Annotated in this window: 17 protein-coding genes; 15 read left to right on the top strand and 2 right to left on the bottom strand. The window is 52.7% G+C overall.

Translation table 11 applies throughout. From position 1 onward, the window contains the following. Nucleotides 1–190: 190 nt before the first annotated feature. The 12 genes from JRJ22_RS25575 (at nucleotide 191) to JRJ22_RS25520 (ending at nucleotide 14,199) form a co-directional block, all read left to right on the top strand. Complete coding sequence (locus JRJ22_RS25575) at nucleotides 191–1,267, top strand: bifunctional 3-deoxy-7-phosphoheptulonate synthase/chorismate mutase (protein ID WP_206102086.1); 1,077 nt, start codon at nucleotides 191–193, stop codon at nucleotides 1,265–1,267. Nucleotides 1,268–1,477: 210 nt separating this feature from the next. Continuing rightward, nucleotides 1,478–2,917, top strand: a complete 1,440-nt coding sequence (locus JRJ22_RS25570) for a SulP family inorganic anion transporter (protein ID WP_206105307.1) — start codon at nucleotides 1,478–1,480, stop codon at nucleotides 2,915–2,917. A 194-nt stretch (nucleotides 2,918–3,111) separates the two neighbouring features. After that, entirely contained in the window at nucleotides 3,112–5,007 is a 1,896-nt protein-coding gene (locus JRJ22_RS25565; protein WP_206102085.1) for a WD40/YVTN/BNR-like repeat-containing protein, read from the top strand. Between the two features lie 102 nt (nucleotides 5,008–5,109). Then, nucleotides 5,110–5,940 (top strand): prohibitin family protein, encoded by an 831-nt coding sequence (locus JRJ22_RS25560; protein ID WP_054943474.1) that lies wholly within the window; start codon nucleotides 5,110–5,112, stop codon nucleotides 5,938–5,940. 142 nt (nucleotides 5,941–6,082) lie between these two features. Beyond that, nucleotides 6,083–6,760 (top strand): deoxyribose-phosphate aldolase, encoded by a 678-nt coding sequence (deoC, locus tag JRJ22_RS25555; protein ID WP_054943471.1) that lies wholly within the window; start codon nucleotides 6,083–6,085, stop codon nucleotides 6,758–6,760. A gap of 245 nt (nucleotides 6,761–7,005) precedes the next feature. Beyond that, nucleotides 7,006–8,298, top strand: coding sequence for a homocysteine synthase (locus JRJ22_RS25550; RefSeq protein WP_206102084.1), 1,293 nt, complete (start codon nucleotides 7,006–7,008; stop codon nucleotides 8,296–8,298). Nucleotides 8,299–8,580: 282 nt separating this feature from the next. After that, nucleotides 8,581–9,639 (top strand): hypothetical protein, encoded by a 1,059-nt coding sequence (locus JRJ22_RS25545; protein ID WP_206102083.1) that lies wholly within the window; start codon nucleotides 8,581–8,583, stop codon nucleotides 9,637–9,639. A gap of 631 nt (nucleotides 9,640–10,270) precedes the next feature. Continuing rightward, a complete protein-coding gene (locus tag JRJ22_RS25540; RefSeq protein WP_206102082.1) occupies nucleotides 10,271–12,238 on the top strand; it encodes a heavy metal translocating P-type ATPase in 1,968 nt (655 codons plus the stop codon). A 204-nt stretch (nucleotides 12,239–12,442) separates the two neighbouring features. After that, the gene (trxB, locus tag JRJ22_RS25535; RefSeq protein WP_206102081.1) at nucleotides 12,443–13,384 is read left to right on the top strand and encodes a thioredoxin-disulfide reductase; all 942 of its coding nucleotides are present in this window, start codon (nucleotides 12,443–12,445) and stop codon (nucleotides 13,382–13,384) included. 75 nt (nucleotides 13,385–13,459) lie between these two features. Continuing rightward, a complete protein-coding gene (locus JRJ22_RS25530; RefSeq protein ID WP_206102080.1) occupies nucleotides 13,460–13,693 on the top strand; it encodes a glutaredoxin family protein in 234 nt (77 codons plus the stop codon). A gap of 156 nt (nucleotides 13,694–13,849) precedes the next feature. Continuing rightward, nucleotides 13,850–14,020: a hypothetical protein gene (locus JRJ22_RS25525; RefSeq protein WP_206102079.1), complete on the top strand. Its 171-nt coding sequence runs from the start codon at nucleotides 13,850–13,852 to the stop codon at nucleotides 14,018–14,020. Beyond that, a complete protein-coding gene (locus JRJ22_RS25520) occupies nucleotides 14,017–14,199 on the top strand; it encodes a GNAT family N-acetyltransferase (protein WP_206102078.1) in 183 nt (60 codons plus the stop codon). The genes JRJ22_RS25525 and JRJ22_RS25520 overlap by 4 nt, the downstream gene beginning before the upstream one ends. 96 nt (nucleotides 14,200–14,295) lie before the next feature. On the opposite strand, the gene JRJ22_RS25515 is transcribed toward JRJ22_RS25520, so the two are convergent. Further along, nucleotides 14,296–14,499: a hypothetical protein gene (locus tag JRJ22_RS25515; RefSeq protein ID WP_206102077.1), complete on the bottom strand. Its 204-nt coding sequence runs from the start codon at nucleotides 14,497–14,499 to the stop codon at nucleotides 14,296–14,298. Between the two features lie 134 nt (nucleotides 14,500–14,633). Further along, nucleotides 14,634–15,794, bottom strand: a complete 1,161-nt coding sequence (locus JRJ22_RS25510) for an ROK family transcriptional regulator (RefSeq protein WP_206102076.1) — start codon at nucleotides 15,792–15,794, stop codon at nucleotides 14,634–14,636. Nucleotides 15,795–16,142: 348 nt separating this feature from the next. Here JRJ22_RS25510 and xylA point away from each other — a divergent pair, with 348 nt between their 5' ends. From xylA to JRJ22_RS25495, 3 genes are all read left to right on the top strand, one after another. Continuing rightward, nucleotides 16,143–17,462 (top strand): xylose isomerase, encoded by a 1,320-nt coding sequence (gene xylA, locus JRJ22_RS25505; RefSeq protein ID WP_206102075.1) that lies wholly within the window; start codon nucleotides 16,143–16,145, stop codon nucleotides 17,460–17,462. A 252-nt stretch (nucleotides 17,463–17,714) separates the two neighbouring features. Beyond that, on the top strand, nucleotides 17,715–19,211 hold the full coding sequence (gene xylB / locus JRJ22_RS25500) for a xylulokinase (RefSeq protein ID WP_206102074.1): 1,497 nt from the start codon (nucleotides 17,715–17,717) through the stop codon (nucleotides 19,209–19,211). Between the two features lie 94 nt (nucleotides 19,212–19,305). Then, entirely contained in the window at nucleotides 19,306–20,844 is a 1,539-nt protein-coding gene (locus JRJ22_RS25495; protein ID WP_206102073.1) for a response regulator transcription factor, read from the top strand. Nucleotides 20,845–20,950 lie beyond the last annotated feature (106 nt).

Here is a 20,950-nt window from a genome sequence, read left to right as displayed (position 1 = left end):
GGCCCGCGCCCCGCGTTACCGGGTGTAAGACAGAGTTAATCCTGGCCGGGAAGCAGCAGCTTATCATTCTCCGCGCCTCGTATTTCGGGTTAATCTCTAAATAAGGGTGGTACCACGGCTCCTCGTCCCTTGCGACGGGGGCCTTTTTGCGTTCATAGATCACTAAATTAACAAGAGGGAGTGGAAGGTAATGACTAACGTGGAATTGGATGGGCTGAGAGCCCGTCTGGATGAAATCAATGGACAGCTGCTGGAGTTAATCTCGGAGCGTGCCCAGGTTGTTCAGGAAATTGGAGTTGTAAAAGAAAAGCAGGGCGTGCCTAAATTTGATCCGGAACGTGAAAAAGCGATGCTGGAGAAGCTTGTAGCGAGCAATAAAGGGCCTTTCACAAGCGGAACGATCCGCAGCCTCTTCAAGCAAATCTTCGCTGCTTCTCTGGATCTGCAGTCTGATGAACATAAGAAAAGCCTACTGGTCAGCCGGAAAACACGCAAGGAGGACACCGTTATTGTCCTGCCGGGCGATATTACGATCGGCGGCCTGTCCTCGGTAATGGTAGCCGGACCTTGCTCAGTTGAGAGTGAGCTGCAAACCCGTACTGTAGCTGCAGCACTGCAAAAAGCCGGAATTAAAGTGATGCGCGGCGGTGCATTCAAACCCCGGACTTCCCCATATGATTTCCAGGGGCTGGGCATGGACGGCCTGCGTATCCTCCGCGAAGCGGCGGACGAATACGGCCTGCTTACGATCAGTGAAATCGTCGATCCTGCACATCTTGAGCCTGCGCTGGATTATGTGGATATCATCCAGATCGGTGCACGCAACATGCAGAACTTCGAACTCCTGAAAGCCGCCGGTGAGCTGAATAAGCCGGTCCTGCTGAAACGGGGTCTTGCTGCAACCATGGAGGAATTCCTTCATGCCGCTGAATACATCATGTCACGCGGAAATACGCAGGTCATGCTGATCGAACGCGGGATCCGTACTTATGAGAAATGGACTCGCAATACACTTGATATCTCAGCGGTGCCGATTCTCAAGCAGGAGAGCCACCTGCCGGTGCTGGTCGATGTTACCCATTCCACCGGACGCAAAGATATTCTGATTCCTTGTGCCAAAGCCGCACTTGCTGCCGGAGCCGACGGGATTATGGTCGAGGTGCATCCTGATCCGGCTACCGCCCTCTCCGATGCGGCGCAGCAGCTGAACATCGAGGAGTTCAACACCTTCTTCAGTGAGGTTAAGGCTTCCGGGTTGTTCCGTTAATTTAAAATAATTGAATTTTTAAGATATTTACAGCAATCGTGAGAATAAGTCCTAAATAACCGCTTACAAGCGGATGCGGAACTTTTGTGGAGAGTAAGGTGTGTCGGGTACAATGGGTTGCATTGGAGTTGCACCGGACCGGGACATTTGTGAAATGTTCCATTAACCTTAACTGACACAGGAGGAAACCGCATTTTGAAGCAAAATAATATGAATAACGGCTGGTTGTCGAATCCTCGGAGCGACATTCTGTCAGGGATGACGGTGGCTATCGCGCTGATCCCGGAAGCCATCGCGTTCTCGATCCTGGCCGGAGTCAGCCCGATGGTGGGCCTGTATGCCTCCTTCTGCATCGCAATTGTCACCGCAATTGCCGGAGGCAGACCCGGGATGATCTCGGCTGCAACCGGTGCGATGGCACTGCTTGTCGGCAGCCTCGTGCTGAACCATGGCATTGAGTATCTTTTCGCGGCCACGATCCTCTGCGGAATCTTTCAGATCCTGATGGGGATGCTGAAGCTGGGGAGGTTCATTACCTTCCTGCCGCAGCCGGTCATGACCGGCTTTGTCAACGCGCTGGCCATCCTGATTTTTATGGCGCAGCTGACGCATTTCAAAGGACAAGGCTGGGTCATGTATGCCCTGGTAGCACTGACACTTGTTATTATCTATACCGTTCCGCGTTTTACTAAGGCAGTGCCATCGGCACTGGTTGCTATCATCATCGTCTCCGTACTGAGTATCGTGCTTGGTCTGGACGTGAAGACCGTGGGAGATATGGGGGAGTTAACCTCTGCACTGCCGCTGTTCCATATTCCGCAGCTGCCGATCACCCTTGATATGCTGCTCACTATTCTGCCGTATTCCTTATCGCTGGCAGTAGTAGGTCTGCTGGAATCACTAATGACCGCAACCCTGATCGATGACATTACCGGTACCGGAAGCGATAAGAACCGGGAAGCCAAGGGGCAAGGGCTGGCGAATATCGTTACCGGCTTCTTTGGAGGCATGGCAGGCTGCGCGATGATCGGCCAGTCGATGGTCAACATGAAGTCAGGCGGAAGAACCCGTCTCTCCACCTTCGTCTCCGGAATTTTCCTGCTGCTGCTTATTCTTGTGCTCGGCGATGTGGTCAAGCAGATACCGATGGGTGCTCTGGTCGGAGTGATGATTATGGTATGCATCAGTACCTTTGAATGGGGTTCGCTGGCTTCGTTGGCCCGTGTTCCGCTCAGTGATGCATTAGTCATGATTGTAACGGTGGTTACAGTGGTCGCTACAGATAATCTGTCGATTGGAGTTCTGTTCGGGGTTCTGCTCAGCGCGCTGACGTTTGCCTGGAAAATAGCATCGATTCACCTGAGTGTTCACACAGCCGCAGATACGGCAACGTATACGGTCTCCGGGCAGCTGTTCTTCGGTACGACAAGCCATTTCGTCCATGAGTTCAATTATGATGGCGATCCTGAACAGGTTATCATCGACTTTACCCATTCGCATGTGTGGGATCAATCGGCTGCCGGCGCCATTGCCAAGACAATCAGCAGATATGAAGCACTCGGCAAAAAGGTGGCGGTTACCGGATTGAACGAAGAAAGCACGCGTCTTGTAAACCGGATCGGGCTTGCTTTGTCCGGTGGTAACCTGTAACAGCAATAGAAAATCTATTCACAGCTTTCTCTTAGGAGAGGGCTGTTTTTTTATCCAATAAATATATATCCAGTAAAATACAACAGGATTTTAACCCGCAGGCGTCTATACCGTTACCTCTGGCTGTCTGAAGCTGCTTATACTTTTCTATATATACAACAATAGATTCCGGTAAAGTAGAGGTGCATATAGTAATGTTTGTTGTCATCCTGAGAAAAACCGCGGCAGCGCTGCTGGTTCCGCTGCTCCTGGTCACGGCAGGCTGCGGGAGTTCCGGCGGGCAGGCGGCCGAATCAACTCCTGCCGCTTCGCCGCCTGCAGCGGCGGCGATAGCCAGCACCGCTCCGTCTCCGTCCGGCACAGCGGCGGTGGCAACCCCGGCTGCCGGCAGTGCTGCGCAGCAGGGAGTCCCGATCCGCAGCATCAGCGCGCTGGGAATGACTGGCCCGGACGCCGGCTGGATCGGCGGCAAGGGCTGGATTGCCCGCACCGGTAACGGCGGTGCGGACTGGCAGGTGCAATACACCGGCCAGGGGACGGTGCTGAGCCTGTTCGCCCTGGACAACGCGCATGCCTGGGCAGAGCTGGAGACAGGGAGCCTGCTGCGAACCAGGGACAGCGGAGCGCATTGGACGCTGACAGGCACTGTCCCGAACCGGGATGACCTGCATTTCATTTCGCCGGACACCGGCTTCAGCGGTGCTGCCGTGACAACGGACGGGGGGCAGACATGGGAGAGTCTCCCTGCCCCCGGGAATCTGGTGGGTGATGCTTATTATTATGACCGCCTGAACGGCTGGGCGGTCACCAGCGCTTCGCCCAAGGACTTCGCCTTCCAGCGGACGACGGACGGCGGCTTAACATGGAGAACCGTACTGACACGTAAGAAGGTTTCACTGACCGGTGCTGTGATCCGCTCGACAGGTCCGGACGATGCCTGGATCGAATGTATCGGCGACTCGGGGATGCACCAGACGGCGTATTCACTGTTCCATACGTCAGATGGAGGCAGACATTGGCGGACCGTACTGAACCACGGGACAGCGGGGGCAGGACCGGCTCCGGGATTTGCAGTGGATGAGGTTAACGACATTCCGGCCAATAACGGTGCCGCTCCCGGCATGCTCGTTGTCTTAAGCAGTGAGGAAGCCTATATGAGCGGTTACTGCTCCCCTTGTGACAACGCCAATACAGTGGGCTGGACCCGTGACGGCGGCAAGACCTGGACAGACGGGGAGCAGTCTTTTCCCGGATATATACCGGCAAAGCTGGCAATGGCAGACAATCAGCACGGATGGTTTGTGACCGGCAGCCCGGACGATCCAGCGGTGCTCTATACAACGGATAACGGGGGCAGGGAGTGGAAGCGGGCCTTTACCTTCCAGGGTATAGATATGGAGCGGGGGGTAGTGACCGGCCAATCCTCACTTCCCACCGGTGTACAGGCGGCAGGGCTGGTCCGGCTGAATTGGCAGAGAATGAAGGAGATTCCCACGGCAGAAGCCTGGTCAGGAATCCCTCCGGATGCGGTGATAATCTCCGGGCGGTGGCTGGAGAATTTCGGCGGAGTACAGCTCACGTTCTACACCAAACCGGGGGATGAGGACTACGTCTATGCTGATCTCGGGACTGCCAAGGGACATTACAGCTTAGGGCCCGTCGGTACCTACAATTACCGCAAGCCGGAGGATATTACGGCCGAAGTGTCATCCCTGTTCACAGGATTGAAGCTGAAAATCACCGGCGGGCTGGGGGCGAATTTATCGCTCAGCAGCTATTACACAATAGATGGAGCGGGGGCGCCGGCCGGAGTGCTGCGGGTGGACACCGGACATATCCGTGAAGCGGATGTTGACCGGGATGGTACTCCAGAAGGAGTCTCCGCGCATGGTACCCCAATGACCGCCTATATTTACCGCTGGCATAACGGCCATGCTGAGGAAGCGGACTTAAACGATGCTTTGCATGCGGATTCCGTGGTGCTTAGAGACGACCTGATATATGAGGCCTCGAATATGGGGGAGAGTGAAGGACGAGAGTACCAGCTCATTCCGGAAGGGTTGATTCCCGCGATGCCCCGGGAGGAATGATCCGTTAAGGTTCCTTAATAAAATCTTTGCGACCGCAGCAGCTATGCCACCGTATAAAAGGATAACAATTCCAAAACGCGCATCAATTAGGGGGATACGATTATGGAAGTTAATCCAAAATTAAAACAGGCAAAGCCGGGGAAAATCATCAGCATCGCAGCAGGGGTGCTGGTAGTGGTGCTGATTGCCGCCAATTCCTTTGCAACGGTACAGTACGGACATGTGGGACTCTACAAAACCTTCGGTAAACTCAACAATAATATGTTATCGCCGGGCATACATCTGAAAATTCCGTTTTTCCAGAGTGTCATACAAGTCAACACCCAGGTGACCAAAGCGGAGACGGATACCTCTGCATCCTCCAAGGACCTGCAGCCGGTATCCACCCATGTGGCGGTTAACTATTCCGTCAACAAAGATTCTGCATACAATCTGATGAACAACATCGGAGGCAGCTTCGATGCGGTGATTATCAATCCGGCGATTCAGGAGATTGTCAAAGAAGTAACCGCCAAATATCCGGCTGAGGATCTGATTACCCGGCGGGATGTGGTGGCAGGAGAGATCAGCGATCTCCTGACCAAACGTTTGGCCAAATACGACCTCGTTGTAAATGATATTAACATTGTGAATTTCAAATTCTCGGATGCATTCGACCAGTCCATTGAAGCGAAACAGGTTGCCCAGCAGCAGGCGCTCAAGGCAGAGAACGACCTCCGGCGGATCGAGATTGAGGCGAAGCAGAAGATCGCGCAAGCGCAGGCGGAAGCGGAATCCTTAAGACTTAAGAAGCAGGAGGTTACACCCGAGCTGGTGCAGCTGAAGCAAATCGAGGTTCAGGAGAAAGCCTTGGAGAAATGGAACGGCGTTCTGCCGACGGTAACAGGCGGGGCTACACCTTTTATTGATATTGAGTCACTGACGCAAAAATAATTATAAGTAGTGAATAGTACTCTTTCACCAAACAAACAATCCAAGGGGATGCTGAGGCATCCCCTGTTCTGCTTTCCAAAGCAGTCCACTATTGGTATGATTACAAGGAATGAGAACATCTACAACCATGGAGGAATTAATAATGAGTGAAAACACAATATCCGGGATCATTGATCATACGCTGCTAAAAGCGGACGCCCGTAAGGAAGATATCATCAAGCTGGCAGAAGAGGCCAAAACTTATAAATTTGCTTCCGTGTGCGTTAACCCGGCTTGGGTCGCAGTTGCCCATGAAGTGCTGAAGGATACACCTGAAGTAAAAGTATGTACTGTTATCGGCTTCCCGCTGGGAGCCTCCACGCCGGAAACCAAAGCCTTTGAAACCACCAACGCAATCGCAAACGGTGCAGGCGAAGTGGATATGGTTATCAACATCGGCGCATTGAAAGACGGTGACAATGAACTGGTTAAACGCGATATCGCTGCTGTTGTGGATGCAGCCCGCGGCAAAGCGCTGACCAAGGTAATTATTGAGACTTGCCTGCTGAGCGAGGAAGAGAAGGTTCGCGCCTGCAAGCTTGCGGTAGAAGCTGGAGCAGACTTTGTGAAGACTTCGACCGGATTCTCCACAGGAGGCGCTACGAAGGAAGATATCGCGCTGATGCGGGCAACAGTGGGTCCTGATATCGGCGTCAAAGCCTCCGGTGGTGTACGCAGCAGCGAGGATGCGCTGATCATGATCGGAGCGGGGGCAACCCGGATCGGTACGAGCGGCGGCGTAGCCATTGCCAAGGGCGAGCAAAGCCAGAGCAGCTACTAATCGTCTGCGTTTAAAAGGATGGACAAGCGGGGGATACAAAACTTTTTGTGCCTCCGCTTTTTTGTATATACATAGTGGACGGGCTGTTCGGCAGAGGTATTAATGTAAGCGTATACTGTAACTATAATAAAACACACCGGAATAATGTGGATTTTCTCTTCCCAAATAACACCGTTTGTGAGAGAATAGTTACAATTCAAGATTGTTAAGGTTTGCCAATTGCCACTACAGGGGAGGAAATACCAATGTCAGAAGACCGCAAGTTGTCGTTTGAAACATTAGCTGTTCATGCAGGCCAGGAGATTGACCCGACTACACTATCGCGTGCTGTACCGCTCTATCAGACCACTTCCTACGGATTCCGGGATGCTGAGCATGCCGCCAATTTGTTCGCGCTCAAGGAATTCGGCAACATCTATACCCGCCTGATGAACCCGACCACCGATGTGTTCGAGCAGCGGATCGCTGCGCTTGAAGGCGGGGCCGGGGCGCTGGCGACGGCGTCAGGGGCGGCGGCGATTTCCTTCTCTGTGCTGAATATTGCCGGTGCCGGCGATGAAATTGTATCGGCTGCAAGCCTCTATGGAGGAACGTATAACCTTTTCTCCACCACCTTGCCGAAGCTTGGAATCAAAGTGCATTTCGTGGATTCCGATAATCCGGAAAACTTCCGGGCAGCAATTACGGATAAGACAAAGGCGCTTTACGCCGAAACGATCGGCAATCCTCAGGGGAACGTACTGGATATCGAAGCCGTGGCAGCCATCGCCCATGAGCACGGTATTCCGCTGATTGTCGATAATACCTTCCCGAGTCCGTATCTGCTGCGCCCGATTGAGCATGGAGCGGATATTGTGGTCCATTCGGCTACCAAATTTATCGGCGGACATGGGACATCCATCGGTGGAGTTATCGTTGACGGAGGCAAATTTGACTGGAAAGCGAGCGGCAAATTCCCCGGCCTTACCGAGCCGGACCCAAGTTATCATGGTGTAGTGTACACGGAAGCGGTTGGGCCGATTGCCTATATTATCAAAGCCCGCGTGCAGCTGCTGCGTGATTTGGGCGCATCGATCTCGCCATTTAACTCGTGGCTGCTGCTGCAAGGGCTGGAAACCCTGCATTTGCGCCTGGAACGCCATAGCTCGAATGCGCTCAAAGTGGCACAATACCTGGAAGGCCATAAGGATGTAGAGTGGGTGAGCTATTCCGGCTTGCCGAGTCACCCTTCCTATGAGCTTGCGCAAAAATACCTGCCGAAGGGCCAGGGCGCGATCCTCACCTTCGGAATTAAGGGCGGGGCTGCAGCGGGCGTCAAACTGATTGAGAATGTGAAGCTGTTCTCCCATTTGGCCAATGTAGGAGACTCGAAATCGCTGATTATTCATCCGGCGAGCACCACTCACCAGCAGCTTTCGGATGAAGAACAAATCACTGCCGGCGTAACTCCGGAGCTTCTGCGTCTGTCCATCGGAACGGAATCCATTGATGATATCCTGTATGATCTCGAACAGGCTATTGCTGCAAGCCAGCAGTAAGGCGGGATCAGCAGACACAGCAGTTTAACCTACAAGCCTCCTCCGGGAGCAGTCCCGTCTCTAGACTTAGAGCCGAGATTGCTTGCGGAGGCGGCTTTTTTTGTTGTTTGGAGGGAGTGTTGTTCCGCCGTCCGCACCGTAAATATCAGACTCCATTGATACCGCTTGCATATTTCAAGCCCGGACCCCGTATTTATAAACAGAAGGTTTGTAACATGCCGGTACAGCGTGTATCAGGAATAGGTGCCGGCAATCCAAAGCCAAAAAAAGGTGGGTGCGGTGATGAAGGGTGAACGTCAGCAGAATCAAAACCGGAACAATGTGGAGCGCCCGTTCAAGTATAATGCTGGGGACCGGGCGATAGGAGCGGAAATGAGCCAGGCCGCATCTGTAGCCTCCGCTGCTGCGGAGTTTATCACCGAAGCGGGGCGGAATGCGGGAGCGGAAGCGCCCAAACGGACTTTTATGAGGCGGGTAGGAGACCGCACGGCCTTCCTGGTGCTGCGTGAGGGAGCCGAAGACCGGCCGTTATTCCGGGATGAGGCGGGTTCACTTCCGGGAGGACCCTGCCTCATCCGGAGTGAGGAATGGCTGCAAACCCCGGAGCTTGCCGGATTGTATGAATGCTGGCTGAACAGTGAAGACGAATTCCAGGCTGAACGCACCCTTCAGCGGATTTATTACCGGCTGAGGGCTGTTTCAGCAGCGCTGCTGGAATCGGCGGATGGCGCCTGGGCGGCCGTCACTCTGCTCTATACGCAGGAGCTTGCCGCAGCGCCCGCCAAACTGGCTAAGCTGCACGATGTCCAGCTCGAAGCCCTGTTTGCCGCCGTGGCGGCAAATCAGCGGCTGGGCAGAGACAGCCGCATCGATCTGCTGGCGCCATATCCCGCCAGCGCTGCCGAATTCGCGGTGAAACGCGAATTCATCGAGGACGTGGCCGAACAGACTCTCGGCCACGCTTACGCGGCGGCGTGCAGCATCGGGGCGCTGGTTGCCCCGGATGTCCAGCCCGCCGCCGCGGGGGAAATCGCGCGTATCGCCGATTTCCTGGTGCTTGACGGCGCGGCGGACATAGCCGCGCCGGAAGAATTCACCGCCGAGGGCTTTGCCCGCACGGCGGGAGAGGTCCTGGCCGCCGTGCGGCGCGTGAAGCCGGCGGCGGTGGTGCTCGCCGCGGGGGCACCGGCGGCGGGGGCGCTTGCCGATCTGTACCGGATCGGCATGAGCGGGATCTTTTGCAGCGCGGGCCTGCGGACCGAAGCGCTGCTCCGGGCGGCCTGCCTGACCTGGATGGCCCGGCAGGACAATGGTGATACAGCCGCCGGAGGATGGCTGTAGTCATTTAGCGCCCTGTCACTGTCCGCTGTCTGGCGGAGCCTGCCGCTTAGACCGTCTCCCGGGGCATATACCGGTCGGGTGGATTAGTCTTTCCCGGCCAACCCGCGGCTCAGATTACTTTGACCCGCCATTAGTGATAACTGTACTACGTGCAGTTAGACGATTGTTTTTTCGTGCTCTTTAGGAAATAACTGCACTCTGTACACTTATTTAGGCGGAATCCTGCGCAAAGGCCGGATTCCGCTTTTTTAATTGAACAGACTGCAATTAAAGTTCCAGGATCACCAGATATCAGGAATCTAACGGTATAGAATACAATTCAATCAGTATTGGCCATGTCTCCGCATTCCTCCGCCGAACCGCTTAAATTCAGACTAGTCTCCGGGTTTACTTTACGGCGTATAGTGGTATAGTATATGTATAAGTTGCAGTGAGGAAATATAGTTGTACTATTGCAACAATGATTATCATTCTCATTTATCATGCTGTCCCGGCTGAGCCGGGGCAGCATGTGTCATTTTAAGGGCTTTAATAATGGCTCTCATTCTCAGTAAGTCTCTCAGTCGGGATCTCTCAGTCAGACGCTTATTCTCACTTATGCTCTTCACTACAAACAGGAAGGTGATTTATTATGCAAGCAACATCCAAACAACTACCTAAACCGATAGCCCGCCAAGGCAACGCACAGCAGCCGCGTACCCCGAAGCCACGGCGCTTTGATCCGCGAGCCATGCTGAGCAACCGGGAAATGCAGGCCGCGCTTGGCAGCGGAGTGCTTATGCTTATCGCCTGGGCCGCCAGCGGCTGGTCGGAAGTGCTTTCCGTGCTGATTTATGTAATCTCGTACACAGTAGGCGGGTGGATCAAGGCGAAGGAGGGCATAGAGACACTGGTCAAAGAGCGTGATCTCGATGTCAACCTGCTGATGATAGCCGCTGCACTGGGCGCAGCCTCTATCGGCTACTGGAATGAAGGGGCAATGCTCATCTTCATCTTTGCCATGAGCGGAGCGCTGGAGAGCTATACTATGGAGCGCAGCAAAAAGGACATTTCTTCGCTGATGGCGCTGAAGCCGGCTACGGCTGTACGCATTGAGCAGGGGGCCATGAGTGAGGTGCCGATTGATCTTTTGGCTGTCGGAGATTTGCTGCTGGTGCGTCCGGGTGAACTGATTCCGGCAGACGGCAAGGTCTATCGCGGCGAGTCGGCAGTCAATCAGGCCTCAATTACTGGTGAATCCCTACCGGTTGAGAAGACAGTGGGAAGCGAAGTGTTCGCAGGAACGGTTAACGGGGAAGGTCCGCTGTATATCGAAGTCACCACTGCCGCCGAACATACGCTTTTTGCCAAAATCATCAAAATGGTTGAAGAAGCGGAAACCGAAGTGCCGGATTCCCAGCGGTTCATTAAACGGCTGGAGTCGGTTTATGCCCGTGTGGTGGTCCTCGCAACCGTTCTTCTGATTGCTCTGCCGCCGTTTGTACTGGACTGGAGCTGGAGCAATACTTTCTATAAAGCGATGGTATTCCTGGTTGTCGCCTCTCCGTGTGCCCTGGTCTCGTCTATTATGCCTGCCATGCTGTCGGCCATTTCCAAAAGCGCGCGCAAAGGCATCCTGTTCAAAGGCGGCGTACACCTGGAGAATATGGCGAAGGTAACGGTGGTTGCTTTTGACAAGACGGGTACGCTTACTGAGGGGATTCCAGAGGTCACTGATTTTATTGCCGGAGAAGGGTACAGCCGGGATGAGCTGCTGGCGGTCAGCGCCTCGATTGAGAAGCTGTCACGTCATCCGCTGGCAGAAGCCATTGTCCGTTTGGCGGAGGAGGAGCAAGTGGAGCTGTACAGCACCCAGGAGAGCAAATCCGTGACAGGCTGGGGGATTGAAGGCTGGATTAACGGCAGGCTGTGGAGAATAGGTAAAACCAATGTATTGGATGAACCTGCTGTGGCAGTGGAGGAAGAGAGCCTTGTGTCCTGGACAGCGGTACGGAAGCAGCTGGAGAGTGAAGGGAAGACCGTTTCACTGATTCTGGAAGGAGATCATATCGCCGGCATGATTGCTCTGCAGGATACGGTGCGTCCACAGGCGGAAGTCGCAGTGCGGAAGCTGCAGAAGCTGGGAATTAAGGTAGCCATGCTGACGGGGGACCGTGAAGCCACAGCGGCCGTAATGGCCGGAAGAACGGGAGTCGATCTTGTTTTTGCCGATCTTTTGCCGGAGGACAAAGTGACCCATATCAAGGCGCTGCGTGAACAATACGGCCATGTCATCATGGTCGGCGACGGGGTGAATGATGCGCCGGCGCTGGCTACGGCTACAGTCGGGATGGGCATGGGTATGAAGGGCAGCGGAGCCGCGCTTGAAATCGCCGATGTGGTATTAATGAATGATAATATCGAGGAGATTGCTTCGACGATAGAATTGGCCCGCCGCACTCAGCGGATTGTGAAGCAGAATATGGTCTTTGCGGTAACGGTGATCCTTACTCTGATATTAAGCAACTTCTTGCAGGGAATTGCCCTTCCTTTTGGCGTAGTTGGCCATGAGGGCAGTACGATTCTTGTGATCCTGAATGGCCTGAGATTATTGCGCTGATGAAGCCGGAAAAGTCGCGGTTAGGGCGGTCCTGAAAAATAGGTTGTTTAAAATTGAATTGTTCACAAAAAAGGCCGATTCATGCGTGTCTGGCATATTGACATATTCCCTTGAGATGATCATAATAAGTACTACATTATAATTATTTTAATTAAGAAATTGCAGAGTAGACGTCAATGCGTCCATCTCAAGGAGGATATAATCATGTATAAATCAATTATCGTCGGTACCGGACCTGCCGGGCTGACTGCTGCGATCTATCTGGCCCGGGCCAACCTAAATCCGCTGGTAATCGAAGGTCCCCAACCGGGTGGACAGCTGACAACTACAACTGAGATTGAGAATTTTCCGGGCTTCCCTGAGGGGATTATGGGACCGGAGCTCATGGACAACATGCGTAAGCAGGCAGAGCGTTTCGGGGCAAAATTCATTACAGGCTGGGTTAACAGTGTGGAGCTGGGGGAACGCCCTTACAAGCTTGAAGTGGAAGGAATGGGAACCTTCGTGACCGATACCCTGATTATTTCCACTGGCGCCACAGCGAAATATCTCGGGATTCCCGGTGAACAGGATAATATCGGACGCGGTGTCAGCACCTGCGCCACTTGCGACGGATTCTTCTTCCGCGGTAAGGAAATTGTCGTTGTCGGCGGCGGAGATTCTGCGCTTGAGGAAGCCGGCTTCCTGACCCGCTTTGCCTCCAAAGTAACACTGGTACACCGCCGCGAAGAGCTGCGTGGCTCGAAGATCATGCAGGATCGTGTCCGTGACAATGCTAAGGTTGCCTGGAGCCTGAACCGCACTCCACTGGAAGTAGTCTCCGGTGATAAAGGAGTTAAAGGGCTTAAGGTGCTGAATAATTTAACAGGTGAAGAAGAAATGATTGAAGCCAGCGGCGTATTTGTAGCGATTGGCCATCATCCGAACACGGCCTTCCTGGGCGGACAGATCACTACGGATGCGAATGGATATATTGTGACCAATCCGGGCACTTCCGAAACTAACATCCCTGGCGTATTCGCTTGCGGCGACGTGCAGGATACCCGTTACAGACAGGCTATCACGGCAGCCGGCAGCGGATGCATGGCAGCGATGGATGCTGAGAAATACATTGAAAGCCTGGAACATAGCGCAGTAATTCTGTAACCCCTATTTGGTGAAAAAGGCACTCCGGTGCTACAATAGATTTCATTGAAAATAAAATTTAGGAGGAATCAACCAATGGAAAATGTAATTGTGTACACTTCAACCAACTGTCCACATTGCCGCCAGGTAAAAAGCTTCCTGAGCGAGCAGGGTGTATCCTACGAGGAACGCAACATTGAGCAGAACGATGATTTTGCACAACAGGTTTGGGATATGGGCCTCAGAGCCGTGCCTGTAACGGTAATCGGCGATTTCAAAATTGTAGGGATGAATAAAACCCAATTTACCAAAGCATTGGCGAGTGTTTAATACACGACGTGCTTATATAGAGTCCTTCATTAGGCCGCTTCCAGAACGGGGGCGGTCTTTATGTTCGGATTTTTTGGAACGATAGTACTTGCACTTACCGGACACGTTATTATATATAAATAAATGGATAATGAAACAGATAGGGGGTCGTCGGCCTTGTTAATATGCTTAAGGGATTATTGGAATGATGATGCGGTGAAAGACTTGCTGGCTCTGTGCATGATGGCTGACGGCGAGGTGATCGGGCAGGAAATAAGCAGCTACAACACAGAGGATTCCAAGGAACTTTTCGGCTGTTTTGTAGATGGTGAATTGGCAGAGGAATGATTACGGAGATCAGCAAAACCGCAGGAATTGAAACGATTACTGCAGAGACGGATCATGAGGCTGTGGGCTTTTACAGGAATGCCGGATTTGCCATTACCAGCCTGGGTGAACAATATCCCGGAGTTGAGCGCTTTGCCTGCATTCTGTCCGTAGGCGCTGCGGCACAGAGCAGAATGTAAGCTGAACGATACAGCTTACCGTATAAAAGTTAGCCGGACTTGAAAGAGGTCCGGCAATTTTTTATACAGCCAGAGTCATTGGGTTTCGGTAGATCATTAAAAAGCGTGGGTAATGGACATAACCACCTGAAAGATGGCATAAACAGCTATACCGCTAAAGATAAGCATAAATCCCGATTTCTTCTTTGCTTGGAACATCCGCAGCACGCCGAGGCTGATTAAAGGGGCGATAATGAGTAAAAGCAGCAGCACAGTGATGAACATCTGCGCAGAAATATCAGATGTGTCAACATAGGTCATGGGCTCACTCTCCGTTTCAGAACAAAAAGGGTGGTGTGATATATGTCACACTTATGCAACCTTATTATAATGGATTTGAAAGTGTTTTGCTGCATCTTATGCTGTTATATTTGCGGCGATTTTACGTCAATTGTTCAGAGTGTAACCCTGATATTGCCGAGAAAATGCATCACGGCCGAGAAACCGGCACCAATCATCGTTCCGCGGCTGCCCAGCCTCGAGAAAGTAATCTCGAGCTGCTGCTTGTGATAGGGAAGCGTACGCTCGGCTACCACTCGGCGCAGCGGCTCGCCTAGCCAAGGCTCGGCTTCGGATAAAGCTCCGCCGATCACAATCAGCTCAGGGTTGAAGCTGTTAATGAGGTTGGTTACCCCGATTCCCAGATACTCCCCCATGGATGAGAAGTGGCGCAAGGCATCCTCTTGTCCGCTGTGTGCATGCCGGACAAGTTCCCGGGTTGTACGTGCTGGCAGCGTCAGCCCTGAATTATCATAGGTCTTCTCCGAAGCATACAGCTCCCAGCAGCCGCGGCTGCCGCAGCTGCAGGGTTTGCCTTCCGCCTCAATCGTCATATGGCCGGTCTCTCCTGCATATCCGCGGGCACCCTTATACAGCTCCCCGCCGATGATGATCCCCGAGCCAATCCCTGACCCCGCACTGATGTATAGCAAATGGCGGACATCGCGTGCCGCACCGAAATTCAGCTCTCCCTGTGCCCCCGCATTTGCTTCATTGTCAATCGTGACCGGGACTGAAAACGAGTTTTCCAGGATCGACCGCAGATCGATCATCTCCCAGCCAAGGTTTGGTGCAAAGAGCACAACGCCGTGCTCGTCAACCATCCCCGGAACCCCTACACCAATCCCCACGATGCCATACGGGGAAGGCGGAGCCATGGCAATCAGATCGGCGATGATGCGTTTCATCTGCTCCAGTACATAAGGGAAATCATGGGTCTCCAGCCGGTAATCCAGCTCCTGCAGAATGCCACCGCCAAGGTCGCATAGTACGGCCGTAAGCTGTTTTACCCGCAGCTCAATGCCGATTACACTTCCAGCCATCGCATTGAAATGCAGCATCAGCGGTTTGCGTCCTCCGCTGGATTCGCCGGGTCCGGCTTCAGTAACAAGCTCCTGGCCGCATAGCTCGGCAACAAGATTCGACACGGTTGCTTTGTTGAGGCCGGTCATCTCGGACACCTTGGCCCGTGAGACCGGGGAGAACATGCGGATCGTATGTAGAATAATTGATTTATTGATCTTTTTGACCAGCGCCTGGTCACCTGTAACTTTCACGAAGCACACTTCCTTTTTTGACAACGTTCTCATTGATACATGCCATTTAGTCTAGAGCGATGTTCGCCAAAAAGCAACAGGCAGAGGAGCAGGATATATAGAATGGAGCCTTGAGCCCGGTCTGTAAGCTTAGGTATAGGTACTGCGGCCAAGGGGTACTTTATGTTCAAATAATTAGGCAGACCGGGAGGAGGAGTGAGGTTGCCTCCGGGTGTGAGGACAAATAACAGACACAAAAAAAGTTTTTCAAAACTTTGTTTAACCAATATACAAAGTCAGAAAGATGTGTTAAGATGATGCTGTAAACGCTTGCTTGCAGGCGAAGCATAATAGAGGAGGATTTTACAAATGGCTTATTTTGAATCAGTGAGCAAAATCTCTTACGAGGGAAGCCGTTCCACTAACCCTTACGCATTCAAATTCTACAATCCTAAAGAAATCGTAGCCGGCAAAACTATGGAAGAGCACCTGAAATTTGCAATGGCTTATTGGCATACACTAACAGCAGGCGGCGCCGATCCGTTCGGTGCTGAAACTGCAGTCCGCGCTTGGGATAAGCTGAGCACGATTGATAAGGCAAAAGCCCGTGCAGAAGCAGCATTTGAGTTCATGGAAAAAATGGACCTGCAGTACTACTGCTTCCATGACGTGGATATCGCTCCTGAAGGCGCATCTTTGCGCGAGTTCTACAGCAACATTGATACCATCGTAGACATCCTTGAACAAGGTATGAAGTCTTCCGGCAAAAAATTGCTGTGGAACACTGCCAACATGTTCACCAACCCGCGTTATATGCACGGTGCAGGCTCTACCTGCAACGCTGATGTGTATGCATACGCAGCAGCACAGGTTAAGAAAGGTCTGGAAGTTGGTAAACGTCTGGGCGCTGACAACTATGTATTCTGGGGCGGCCGTGAAGGCTATGAAACGCTGCTGAATACAGATATGGGCCTGGAGCAAGACAACATTGCCCGCCTGTTCAGCATGGCTGTAGACTATGCTAAGGAAATCGGCTTCGAAGGCCAGTTCCTGATCGAGCCTAAACCGAAAGAGCCTACCAAACACCAATACGACTTCGATGCAGCAACAACTATTGCGTTCCTGCAGAAGTACAACCTTGATAAACACTTCAAGCTGAACCTTGAAGCTAACCATGCAACCCTTGCCGGCCACACGTTTGAGCATGAGCTGCGTGTAGCTCGCATCAACGGCATGCTGGGATCGCTGGATGCGAACCAGGGCGATCCACTTCTGGGCTGGGATACTGATGAATTCCCTGCAAGCATCTATGATGCTACCCTGACCCTGTATGAAGTGCTGAAGAACGACGGACTTGGCAAAGGCGGTATCAACTTCGACTCCAAAGTACGCCGTCCTTCCTTCGAGCCTGAAGACCTGTTCCTCGCACACATCTCCGGTATGGACATCTATGCTAAGGGTCTGAAGGTTGCCGCTAAGCTGATTGAAGACCGTGTATTCGACGACTTCATCGCTAAACGTTACAGCAGCTTCACTGAAGGCGTAGGCGCTGATATCGTATCCGGCAAAGCAACTTTGGCTTCGCTGGCTGATTATGCCCTCAACAATGAAACTCCGCGTCCGAACCAGTCCGGACGTCAAGAGCTGCTCAGAGCAACTTTGAACCAGTACATCCTGACAGCTGAGTAAGACTACACCGGATTTGCGGCACTGTCCGTAAATTCATGGATCACTAACGCAACGGGGGTTGCTGAAGAGAGCATTCTTCGGCAGCCCCCTTTTTTTAAAAATATAAGAATTTATAAGGGTTACCCTATAAATTAGCCTTCTATTTCTCGCAGAAACGGATACCGTCTTTAATGGGACGGCATATACGTTTCTTCTTGTATGGCTAACAGGGTAATAATTAGAAGCAGCACTAATAGGAGGACTATGATAACTATGAAATATGTAATCGGTGTCGATCTCGGAACGAGCGCGGTAAAGACGGTATTGGTTGATCCGCAGGGAAAAGTAGCTTTTGAGCATTCGGCAGCGTATCCGCTTAAGCGACCGCAGCCCAACTGGAGTGAACAGAATCCGGAGGATTGGGTGAATGGAACACTCGTCAGCCTGCGCCGCCTGATCGAGACATCGGGCGTTGATCCGTCACAGGTAGACGGAATCAGCTTCTCCGGCCAAATGCACGGGCTTGTACTCGTGGACAGTGAAGGCAAGGTACTGCGTCCGGCTATTCTCTGGAATGATACCCGCACTACAGCACAATGCCGCAAGATTGAGAAGACGCTGGGAACAAAGCTTATCGACATCGCCAGAAACAAGGCACTGGAAGGGTTCACGCTTCCTAAGATTCTCTGGGTTCAGGAGAACGAGCCGGAGGTTCTGGCCCAGGCCCATCAATTCCTGCTGCCGAAAGACTATGTACGTTTCCGGTTAACCGGTGATTACGCCATGGATTATTCAGATGCCGCCGGAACGCTGCTGCTGGATGTTGGTGCGAAGGAATGGAGTTCGGAAATCGCCGAAGCCTTCGGACTTCCGGTTTCATTGTGTCCAAGACTGGTAGAATCCTTCGAACAGACTGGGACGCTGCTGCCGGAGATTGCGGAAGCTTCCGGGCTGCTTACATCCACGAAGGTATTTGCCGGCGGAGCCGACAATGCCTGCGGCGCACTGGGTGCGGGAATTCTTGGTGAAGGACGGACGATGTGCAGTATCGGCACATCGGGTGTAGTTCTCTCCTACGAGACTAATAAGGATCTTAATCTGGAAGGCAAAGTCCATTTCTTTAACCACAGTGAGAAGGATGCCTTCTATATAATGGGGGTTACCCTGGCTGCAGGTCATAGCCTTACCTGGTTTAAAGAAACGTTTGCTGCTGAGAAGTCCTTTGAGGAACTGCTGCAGGGCGTGACTTCCGTACCGGCAGGCAGCGGCGGGCTGCTGTTTACACCATATATCAGCGGTGAGCGCACTCCGCATCCGGATGCGAATATCCGCGGAAGCTTCATCGGCATGGACTCCGGGCACACGCTTTCACACTTTACCCGCTCCGTGCTTGAAGGAATTACGTTCTCACTTCGCGAATCTATTGAAATTGTACGTGAATCCGGCAAGGAAATTACGGAGATTGTCGCGATCGGCGGCGGCGCCAAGAATGAAGCCTGGCTGCAGATGCAGGCGGATATTTTTGGTGCTTCAATTATTAAGCTGGAGAGCGAACAGGGGCCTGCGATGGGCGCGGCGATGCTGGCTGCATACGGCAGCGGCTGGTTCGGCTCACTGGGCGAATGTGCTGAAGCCTTCATCCGTCCGGCAGAAGTGTTTAAACCGAATGCGGAGCAGGTGGCGGTTTATGACGGATTGTTCGCTCTTTACCAGGAAGTATACGGCCAGACCCGTGAATTGAACAATAAGCTGGCGGCATACCGTAAGTAAGCACCCGCCGGTAAGCGGAATGATGATCACTCGCGGATTCCGGAGAGGACATAAGATCCTTTCCGGATTTTACGTTAAAGGGGGTTGAAGACTAATGATAAAAGTGCTGATTGTTGATGATGAGCCCAAGCTGCGGGAAGGGCTGCGGTCCTTGATCCCCTGGGAAGAAGAGGGCTATACCGTAGTGGCGACAGCGGCGAACGGATTCGAGGCGCTTGAGAAGTTCCATAGCTTTGCTCCCAGTCTGATCGTCGCCGATATCCGTATGCCGGGAATGGACGGTCTGGAGCTGATTGCTGAACTTCGTAAACAAAACGCCAATTGCCATGTGCTGATTCTTAGCGGCTATGCGGACTTCGAATATGCTAAACGTGCGATCTCCTGCCATATCGACGGATATTTACTGAAACCGGTGGATGAGGAGGAATTGATCTCTTATCTGCAGGAACTCCGGGTAACGATAGAACGGGAAGAGCAGTTCAGCAGGCTGCAGACTGAAGCTGAGGTAAGCAATCATGAGGCCTGGCTGCGTGGGCTGCTTCAGCCTGGCAGCGAGGATATAGCCGTCCCGGAAGCTGCATCCAGGCTTGGCCTGCAGGGGGAAAGCGAAGTTATTCTGCTCCAGCTGATGCGTCCCCATAAGGGGGAGGACGGAAGGGAGGAGCGGGTCCGGAGCCTGCTGGAACGCTATTTGCCGCCGGAGAGGGCAATCTTTTTCAGTTTGCCTCCCTTTCTAGGTCTTTTGCTGAAGGAGCCTCTAAAAGATGAAGCTGCCCGTGCGGCGCTGTGGCAGGATTTAAACAGAATCATTGCCAGAGAAGGACTGGACTTTTATGCTGCATCCGGAGGAGCGGCGCTGGAGCCGGAACAGGCTGCCGCATCATATACTGCTGCTCGGGAGCTGCTGGAGCAGGCCTTTTTCGGGCGCAGGGAGATTCTGGTGAGCGGGGCAGTAGAACAGTGGGCAGAAGCAGTGAAGGAGCCCGGAGAGCTTGCTGATTCTGAACGTGATGAAGAAATGGAGCTTCTGCTGGCGGTTGAGACAGGAAGCACTGAGGTACTGTCCCCGCTAGTGAGGCAAATTATCTGCAAGCTGGTTGAGACCAGATATGATGAGACCTATATCAAAGACAATCTGATCCGGATTGTAAGCAGTACGATTGCCCGGCTGGAGGCCGTAAATCCCGATGTCCGCACGTTGATCAGCGAGAATGCCTCTCCTGCGAGTGAAGTGTACAACAGCTATTATCTTAGTGATATCCTTAGCATGGTAGCCGATTATCTGGAACATATTGCGAAGCAGCTGAACACCGGCGGACGGGGCGACGAGATTAAGCGGATTACGGATTTGATTCAGCGCCGGTACAACGAGAACCTGAAGCTGGGAATGCTTGCGCAAATTTTTAATTATAACAGTGCTTATCTGGGCAAAATGTTCAAGAATCAGATCGGCGAGCATTTCAACACTTATCTGGACAAGGTGAGAATTGAGAAAGCCAAGCAGTTTCTCACGCAGGGCATGAAGGTATACGAGGTAGCTGAACGGGTCGGCTACATGAATGCCGATTATTTCAACGCGAAATTCCGCAAATATGTAGGTGTATCTCCAAGCGCCTTCCGCAAGGAGCAATGAACAGGTAGGGCTTGCTGAACATGGATTCTAGGATTATGATAGACGGGCTGTTCCCCATCTGCTGGCGGATGAGGGAGCAGCCTGTTTGACGTTTTTGCGGGAGAAT

The sequence above is a fragment of the Paenibacillus tianjinensis genome (genome assembly GCF_017086365.1).
In the GTDB taxonomy this organism is placed as follows: domain Bacteria; phylum Bacillota; class Bacilli; order Paenibacillales; family Paenibacillaceae; genus Paenibacillus_AQ; species Paenibacillus_AQ tianjinensis.
Note: the sequence above shows the minus strand (reverse complement) of the source record. Positions and strands in the feature narration are given on the sequence as shown.